Here is a 6,171-nt window from a genome sequence, read left to right on the forward strand (position 1 = left end):
GGGCCGTGGTGGATGAATTCCGCGAGCACGAGGACATGCCCAACACCACCAACCCTGACGACTGGGCACGGATCTCCGGCAAGAAGGGCGAGCGGATCACTTACATCCGCACCATCGTCCAGGGCAAGGCAGGGCAGGAACCGGGCAAGTCCATTGAAACCACCGCCAACACGGGCCAGTACCTGTGACAGCAAGACCTGAAGGTACGCCCACTGAGAAGTTGCCTGTCGGCGGTGCCATGCGCGTCATGGGCTCGGAAACTGAATACGGCATCCATGCACCGTCCGCCCCCGGGGCGAACGCCACCATGATGTCCGCCAGGATCATTCAGGCGTATGCCACGGTCACCCGGCAGCGGGCGGCCGGGGGAGCTGAAACACGATGGGACTACACGGACGAAGAACCGCTCCACGATGCCCGTGGGTGGACCCTGGACCGGGCGGCAGCGGACCCCAGCCAGCTCACGGACCAGCCGCCAGTGCTCGACGCCGAGGCAGTGGCCTTGGCCTATGGGCGCCAGGAATTGGAACTCGATGGTACGGACGAGTCCGGTTCACTGCTGATGAACATGGTCCTGGGTAACGGCGCACGCCTTTATGTGGACCACGCCCACCCGGAGTATTCAAGCCCGGAAGTCACCAATCCCCGGGATGCCGTGACCTGGGATGCCGCGGGTGACCTGGTTGCTTTGGCCACTGTCCGGAAGGTGGCCGCTGACGCGGGGCTGCCTCCCATCAACCTCTACAAGAACAACACGGACAACAAGTCAGTGTCCTACGGCTCCCACGAGAACTACCTCATGCCGCGATCGGTCCCCTTCGGTGACATCATTCGCGGCCTGACGCCGTTCTTTGTCTCCCGCCAAGTGGTCTGCGGGGCCGGACGCGTGGGGTTGGGACAGGACAGCTCCACTCCTGGTTACCAGATCAGCCAGCGGGCCGATTTCTTCGAGGCGGAGGTGGGGCTGGAGACCACCATCCGCCGTCCCATCATCAACACCCGCGACGAGCCTCACGCAACGGCTGACAAATACCGCCGCCTCCATGTCATCATTGGCGACGCCAACCTCAGCCAAGCCTCGAATTATCTCAAGTTCGGCACCACGGCGATGGTCCTGAGCCTTATTGAGGCCGGCCAGGCACCCAGGATAGAGGTCCACGAACCCGTCCAGGCACTTCAGGCCATCAGCCACGACACAACGCTGACGGCCACGGTGAGGTTGCTCGATGGCCGGAGGGTGACCGCCTTGGACATCCAATGGATGTATTACGAGGCTGCGGCCAAGCTTTCCCAAGAGACGGGCGTCGCTGATTCCGTCACTGGTGACGGCCACACCCACCAGGTGTTGTCCCGGTGGGAATCGACGTTGACAACGCTCGGCAGTGACCTTGGTGCGGCCGCTTCTTCCGTGGAATGGGTGGCCAAGAAATCGCTGCTGGAGGGTTACCGGAACCGCGACGGACTGGAGTGGAATGACGCCCGGCTCGGCCTGGTGGATCTCCAGTGGTCCGATATCAGACCGGAAAAAGGACTGTACTACAGGCTGCTGTCCAAGGACCGCATGCTGCGGATCGTCGACGACGCCGACATCGCCCGCGCGGTGACCGAACCGCCGTCGGACACGCGCGCCTACTTCCGCGGCCGGTGTGTTTCCAAGTTCGCCAAGGATGTGGTCGGGGCAAGTTGGGACTCGGTCATCTTCGATGTTCCGGGGCTGGGGAAACTGCAAAGGGTCCCCACCAGGGAACCGCTGCGAGGCACCAAGGCATTGACCGGTGCACTGTTTGAGCGGCACCACGATGCCGGCGAATTCCTCTCCGAATTGATGGGACGGAATCCACCGCCGGCGAAGAGCTGACCAAGTCCGCCACGGGAACACCAAGGCCTGGTCAAAGCCATACGCAGCAGCCCGCAGCGTGGCAATATGGCAGTAGGAAGTCTCCATCATCAGGAGACTGACAGTAGGGAGAAAGAAAATGGCAGCACAGGAGCAGCAGCAACCACAGTCACGGGACACCGAAACTGAGGTGGATGTCCCCGAGGCCCCGCCCGCAGCACCTGCGGCCCAGGCATCGGATGCGACGCAGGGCGTGGATGACCTCCTCGACGAGATCGACGGCGTTCTGGAGTCCAACGCTGAAGAATTCGTCAGGGCGTTTGTCCAAAAGGGCGGCCAGTAACCGGACCCGCTACAGGATGTACTGCCCGGCAGGCGTGAGGCCGCCGGGCATCGGAACGCAGAGTCGAAGGAGTGCAGCAATGCAGGACCCGTCAGCTGGCCCCCTGGCCAACCAGGCAACATCTTCTTTCACGGAGCATCTCCAACGCTCGCGCCCCGAACTCCTGCCGTTCAATCAATGCTTACCAGCCGGCACGGTTCCGGCCTCACCGCACGCCACCACGATTGTGGCTTTGACGTATGCCGGTGGCGTGCTGATGGCGGGGGATCGTCGCGCCACCATGGGCAACATCATCGCCAGCAGGCACATCGAGAAGGTGTTCCCTGCGGACGAGTTCTCGGTGCTGGGAATTGCCGGAACAGCAGGACTGGCAATCGACATCACCCGCCTGTTCCAGGTTGAACTGGAACACTACGAGAAAATCGAGGGCACGCTGCTCAGCCTCGTGGGCAAGGCCAACCGCCTCGGTGCCATGATCCGGGGGAACCTGCCCATGGCCATGCAAGGCATGGCGGTCATCCCACTGTTTGCAGGCTTTGACCACGTTTCCGGCGTCGGCAGGCTGTTCTCCTATGACGTCACGGGTGGCCGATACGAGGAACAGGAACACCATTCCGTGGGTTCAGGTTCGGTATTTGCCCGCGGAGCGCTGAAGAAGTTGTGGAAGCCGAACCTCTCCGAAGAAGCGGCAGTATCCGTGGCTGTTGAAGCCCTGTACGACGCCGCCGACGACGACTCCGCCACGGGCGGGCCGGATCCTGTCCGCCAGCTGTGGCCTGTGGTCTACACCGTCAACCGGGCCGGGAACCGGCGCGTTCCGGAACGGGACCTGGCGGCCATAGCGGGCGACATCGTCGAATCCCGCGCCATTGCCGGACGGGAGGCCTGAGATGACCCAGCAGTTCTACGTTTCCCCTGAGCAACTCATGAAAGACCGTGCGGATTTCGCACGGAAAGGCATCGCACGAGGCCGCTCTGTAGTGGTGATAAGTTGCGCTGACGGCATTGCGCTCATTGCAGAGAACCCCTCGCCGTCACTGCACAAGATCGGCGAAATCTACGACAAAATCGCGTTTGCGGCGGTGGGTAAGTACAACGAGTTCGAAAGCCTCCGGCAAGCCGGCGTGCGCTACGCCGATGTCCGCGGCTACTCCTATGATCGTGAAGACGTCACAGCACGCGGCTTGGCCAGCGTGTATGCACAGAGCCTCGGCGCAGTCTTTACCGCAGAACAGAAACCCTTTGAAGTGGAACTCGCCGTTGCCGAAGTTGGTTTGGCACAGGAGCAGGACCACCTCTACCGGCTCACTTTTGATGGCTCTATCGCCGATGAGAACGGCTTCGTGGTCATGGGCGGTCTCGCCGATCAAATTTCCGACGTCGTCAGCGGGGCGTGGGAGCCTGAGCTCACCTTGGCAGGCGCCATGCGTTTGGCCCTGCGCGCCCTGTCCACGGACAAGGACGCCGATGCTTTGCCGGCCACCGCCGTCGAAGCTGCAGTCCTTTATCGCGCATCCGAAAGCCACCGCGGTTCCCGCAGGGCGTTCCGGAGGCTTTTGCCGGAGGACATGTCCCGGTTGCTCACAGAGGAGGCTTGAGATGGATAAAAGAATATTCGGCATCGAGACGGAATTCGGGATCTCCTATTCGAGTCCGGATTCCCGGCCCCTGGCTCCAGAGGAAGTAGCCCGCTACCTGTTCCGGAAAGTGGTCAGTTGGGGCCGGTCGTCCAACGTATTCCTGACCAACGGATCGCGGCTCTACCTGGATGTGGGCTCCCATCCGGAATATGCCACGGCTGAGTGCGACGACCTCGCCCAGCTGATTGCCCACGACAGGGCCGGCGAGCTCATCCTTGACGACCTCGTGGACGAGGCACAGGCAAGGCTGGCAGCTGAGGGCTTCAACGGCACTGTGTACCTGTTCAAGAACAACACCGACTCCGCGGGAAACTCCTACGGCAGCCATGAGAATTACCTGATCCCGCGGCGCGGGGAGTTTTCCCGTCTGGCTGAGATTCTTATCCCTTTTCTGGTCACCCGCCAGCTGATTGCTGGGGCGGGCAAGGTTCTCAAGACGCCGCATGGCGCCACTTTCGCTTTCTCCCAGCGCGCCGACCACATCTGGGAAGGCGTATCCTCCGCGACCACCCGGTCACGGCCCATCATCAATACCCGCGATGAGCCGCATGCCGATGCCGAGTTCTACCGCCGGCTCCATGTGATCGTGGGGGACAGCAATATGTCCGAAACCACGGCCCTGCTCAAAGTGGGAACCGTGGACCTGATCCTCCGCATGATCGAGTCGGGCGTGATCATGCGGGACATGCGGATGGAAAACCCCATCCGCAGCATCCGCGAGATTTCGCACGATCTCACAGGTCGGGCGTTGGTGAGACTGGCTAACGGCAGGCAGCTCACCGCCCTCGATATCCAGCGCGAGTACCTCACCAAGGTCACCGAATTCATCGCCACCAACGGGGCCCACAATGCCCATGTGCCGCTCATCCTGGACCTATGGAAGCGCACTCTGGACGCGATAGAAAGCGGCGATACCTCCACCATTGACACCGAGGTGGACTGGGCCATCAAGAAGAAGCTGATGGATGGGTACATGCGCCGGCATGACCTCAGCCTTGATTCTCCCCGAATCGCGCAGCTGGACCTCACCTATCACGACATTTCACGGCAACGGGGCATTTTCTTCCTGCTGCAGGCGCGCGGTGCGGCACGTCGGCTGGTCACCGAAACCGATGTCAAGGATGCCGTGGATGCACCGCCGCAAACTACGCGGGCAAAACTGCGTGGAGACTTTGTCCGCCGGGCCCAGGAACTAGGCAGGGATTACACCGTGGACTGGGTCCACCTGAAGCTCAACGACCGGGCACACCAGACAATTCTCTGCAAGGATCCGTTCCGGAGCGTCGACGAAAGGGTCGATGCGCTTCTGGAGTCGATGGGCTGAGGGGCCTTATAAGCTCACTCCCAGCTTCACGGGCTATTCTGGATAGTGGTCTCTTCCCGGGACCCAACGTGCTCGGTGGCGTCATACGCCTTTCCGAGCGTCCCTTGCCCCGACGAAAGTGTCTTTTTTGTGCGCCGACTCCTAGCAATCCTCCTGCCCGCCCTGCTGCTCATCACCGCCTGCGGCGGCGAGAGCACCCCGGCCGCCGAGCCCACCAGCAAGTCTGTTGGCGACGTTTCCAAGCTCGACTCCGTGAAGGTGACGGACAACGGCAATGACAAAGCGCCGGGAATTGAATTCTCCAAGCCCCTCACCGTGGCTGAACCCACCGTAGATGTGGTCAGTGAAGGTGATGGAGCCCGCGTTAAGGCAGGGCAAACAGCCGAACTGGCCTACGTTGCCGTGGACGGCAACGATGGCAAGACCCTGGAAGACGGATACGCGAACGGCCCTCAGCCGATCGACCTGACGGACCGGATCAAGTCCAGCAACGAATTGATCTACAACGCCATCATCGGCGCCAAGGTCGGCAGCCACGTCGCCATTGCCGCGCCCGGCAATGCCTCGGGCGACACCCCCGCGGCCACGCAGCTGGTGGTCTTCAAGATCGTCTCCGCCAAGGACGCCGCACCGGTTCTGGAGAAGCCCGAAGGTGAAGCAGTAACTCCTCCTGCCGGCCTGCCGGCCGTAACGGAAGGTGACAAGGGCATTCCCCAGATTTCCGTGGAGGGTGTCGCTGCACCGAAGGAACTCATTGCCCAGGACCTCATCAAGGGCTCCGGAGCCGCCGTCAAGGCAACCGACACCCTGACGGTCAACTACGTGGGTGTTAACCTTTCGGACGGCACCAAGTTCGACTCCAGCTTTGACGGGGGAGAGCCCACCAGTTTCCCCCTTACCGGAGTCATCAAGGGCTGGACCCAGGGCCTGGAAGGCAAGACTGTTGGCTCGCGCGTCCTGCTGGTCATCCCTCAGGACCTGGCCTACGGTGAAGCCGGCCAGGGTAAAGCCAAGGGTGACCTCGTAT

Annotated in this window: 6 protein-coding genes and 1 pseudogene; all 7 read left to right on the plus strand. The window is 62.0% G+C overall.

The window, feature by feature from the left end; genetic code table 11:
* Nucleotides 1-188: pseudogene (locus HP499_RS19415) on the plus strand (proteasome ATPase); the annotation flags it as partial.
* A gap of 50 nt (nucleotides 189-238) precedes the next feature.
* The gene (dop, locus tag HP499_RS19420; protein WP_172325798.1) at nucleotides 239-1,858 is read left to right on the plus strand and encodes a depupylase/deamidase Dop; all 1,620 of its coding nucleotides are present in this window, start codon (nucleotides 239-241) and stop codon (nucleotides 1,856-1,858) included.
* A 118-nt stretch (nucleotides 1,859-1,976) separates the two neighbouring features.
* Nucleotides 1,977-2,180, plus strand: a complete 204-nt coding sequence (locus HP499_RS19425; protein ID WP_026540702.1) for a ubiquitin-like protein Pup — start codon at nucleotides 1,977-1,979, stop codon at nucleotides 2,178-2,180.
* 79 nt (nucleotides 2,181-2,259) lie between these two features.
* Entirely contained in the window at nucleotides 2,260-3,069 is an 810-nt protein-coding gene (gene prcB / locus HP499_RS19430; RefSeq protein WP_172325794.1) for a proteasome subunit beta, read from the plus strand.
* Nucleotide 3,070: 1 nt separating this feature from the next.
* Nucleotides 3,071-3,778, plus strand: coding sequence for a proteasome subunit alpha (gene prcA / locus HP499_RS19435; protein WP_172325795.1), 708 nt, complete (start codon nucleotides 3,071-3,073; stop codon nucleotides 3,776-3,778).
* A gap of 1 nt (nucleotide 3,779) precedes the next feature.
* Nucleotides 3,780-5,144, plus strand: coding sequence for a Pup--protein ligase (gene pafA / locus HP499_RS19440; protein WP_172325796.1), 1,365 nt, complete (start codon nucleotides 3,780-3,782; stop codon nucleotides 5,142-5,144).
* Between the two features lie 129 nt (nucleotides 5,145-5,273).
* The coding region (locus HP499_RS19445) for an FKBP-type peptidyl-prolyl cis-trans isomerase (RefSeq protein ID WP_172325797.1) at nucleotides 5,274-6,171 on the plus strand (898 nt) is incomplete at its 3' end.

It is taken from the genome of Paenarthrobacter sp. CM16, assembly GCF_013179505.1.
Taxonomy (GTDB): Bacteria; Actinomycetota; Actinomycetes; order Actinomycetales; family Micrococcaceae; genus Arthrobacter.